We start from the raw sequence: 2,063 nt of genomic DNA, 5'->3' as shown, positions 1-2,063 counted from the left end.
AGTGTTTTTTCTGCTTTGATCGCAGCAAGTGCTACCTTAGCCTTAAAGTCGTTTGAATGATTTCTTCTTGGTCTACGTGCCATAAAATACTCCATATATTGATGTTTATAACATCATTTGAGGAGCAGAGTATCACTTATAGGAGTTGTTCAAATTTCCGGATCCATCTCTAAGTGAGGAGGAAATGACTCTTACTATTCAGATGTTGTTTCAAGCTTTTTTTGATTGATAGAGTTTTATGTATTAAACTCTATATTGAAAGTAAATATATTGTAAAAATAGTATGTTATTTACTAATTGATTAAATTATTTACACTTATTCTGTATAATGCTCTATGAATTCATTACTTATTTTTTTAAATTAAAAATCATATGCAAAGCTTAAATGATGAAGAGTGTCGCCAAGTTGAAAGTGTAAAACAGCTTTTACAAAAAAATTTTAAAGATAAGCTTTATGCTATTTATTTATATGGTTCGTATGTTGATGGTGGTTTAAAACATAAAAGTGATCTTGATATTTTAGTTATTATTGAACGTGAAATTACCGATCAGGAAAGAAAACAATTAGCGCAGAATTTTCTAAATATATCTGTTCCGATTGGTCATGCTACAGCGCGTGCCTTAGAAATTACGATATTAGAAAAAGGGAGTATTACCAATAAAAATCATCCATATACATATCAGCTACAATATGGCGAGTGGTTGAGAGAAGAATTACTCAAAGGTGAATTACTTTATAGTCAATCTGATCCAGATATTAGTATTTTACTTAAAACTGCCCAATTACATAACATTACTATCTTTGGACCTGATATTTGCGATTGGTTAAATCCAATTAGCTATGAACAATTAATATTTGCCATGCAAAAAACTTATCCACAAATTATTGCTCATTGGAAAGACGATCAGGATGAATGTAATCAAATTTTAGCGCTATGCCGTATAGCTTATACATTAGATCATAAAACAATAGTTGCCAAGGATGTTGCTGCGACATGGTTTTTAGAATTCTTAAGTCAGATAGATCAAGACATTTTGCAACTCATAATAGATGAATATATTGGGCAAGGTCATGAGCAATGTTGGTTAGTTTTACATGATCAGCTTGCTAAAATTGTTAAAGAATTACAGCATAAAATTGAACCACTACTTTTTAACTGATGTGGAAGTAATGGATATGCTTCTTAGATTATTACCTCACTATATCTCTAAATACCGAAGAGACTTGATATTGCAAAGGGGGGCGTGGTTGGAGTTGCATGAAGATTTTAAATAAAAGCGGAGGAACTAGGGTAAAAGTTGCCAAAAAGTTTCTTCTGAAATGACTTTTATATTATGACGTTTAAGCAAAGCGGAGGTAACTCCATTGCCATAGATCTTATTCCCATTAAATTGACCATCGTAAATCATTGAACTACCACATGAAGGGCTATTTTCTTTAAGCACTACCAGAGTAGCTTTTAATAATTGAACTTTTTTTAAAGTTCTATATGCCCCTTCAATATAGATTGAAGTCACATCCTTTCCTGATTTTTCAATTACACAGGCTTTTCCATCTAAGACATCATCGCCATTACCTCCCGAAATCTCGGCAGGTTCGCGTGGTGTTGATAAACCGCCAAGAATCTCTGGACATACCATAGTAGCTTTTCCATCTTTGACTAATTTTTCGATTTTTTCGTTTAAGCTATGCGTCCCGTTATAACGTACCTTTAAGCCAGCCAGACAAGAACTTACTAAAATCATATTTCCTCTATGAAAAAGATATGTATCGATTTGCTATTTAGCCAGTACCTATTATTTTTTAAAATTAATAGGTTAGTGCTATGGATAAAACAAGAATTTAAATATGATCAATGCAAAGTGAGTTATTTTTTTTCTAACCCACAAAGCTTATAGATTAGTTTGATCCTTTTTGTTTAGAAAATTTATCAACAGTGATGTGTGCTGAATTAGCAGGAGACTTTCACTTGGGAGATTCTAGGCAGCTAACCGATAAAAGTCTTCTGCCATTTGATTTGGTGTCTTAAAATCCAAGCCTTTTTGAATTCTTCGCTGATTAT

Annotated in this window: 2 protein-coding genes; one reads left to right on the top strand and one right to left on the bottom strand. The window is 32.4% G+C overall.

Features of this window, described 5'->3' with window-relative positions; genetic code table 11:
• Positions 1–372 precede the first annotated feature (372 nt).
• A complete protein-coding gene (locus tag FTT76_RS17425; RefSeq protein ID WP_038350081.1) occupies positions 373–1,161 on the top strand; it encodes an aminoglycoside adenylyltransferase domain-containing protein in 789 nt (262 codons plus the stop codon).
• A 126-nt stretch (positions 1,162–1,287) separates the two neighbouring features.
• On the opposite strand, the gene FTT76_RS17420 is transcribed toward FTT76_RS17425, so the two are convergent.
• Positions 1,288–1,746, bottom strand: coding sequence for a DUF523 domain-containing protein (locus FTT76_RS17420; protein ID WP_077170035.1), 459 nt, complete (start codon positions 1,744–1,746; stop codon positions 1,288–1,290).
• Positions 1,747–2,063: the final 317 nt, after the last annotated feature.

It is taken from the genome of Acinetobacter sp. YH01009 (assembly GCF_013420765.1).
In the GTDB taxonomy this organism is placed as follows: domain Bacteria; phylum Pseudomonadota; class Gammaproteobacteria; order Pseudomonadales; family Moraxellaceae; genus Acinetobacter; species Acinetobacter amyesii.
Note: the sequence above shows the minus strand (reverse complement) of the source record. Positions and strands in the feature narration are given on the sequence as shown.

What these genes read in the sequence shown, in the direction of transcription:
- FTT76_RS17425 (WP_038350081.1), top strand. Translation starts at nt 373, where the DNA reads ATGCAAAGCTTAAATGATGAAGAGTGTCGCCAAGTTGAAAGTGTAAAA.
- FTT76_RS17420 (WP_077170035.1), bottom strand. Translation starts at nt 1,746, where the DNA reads ATGATTTTAGTAAGTTCTTGTCTGGCTGGCTTAAAGGTACGTTATAAC.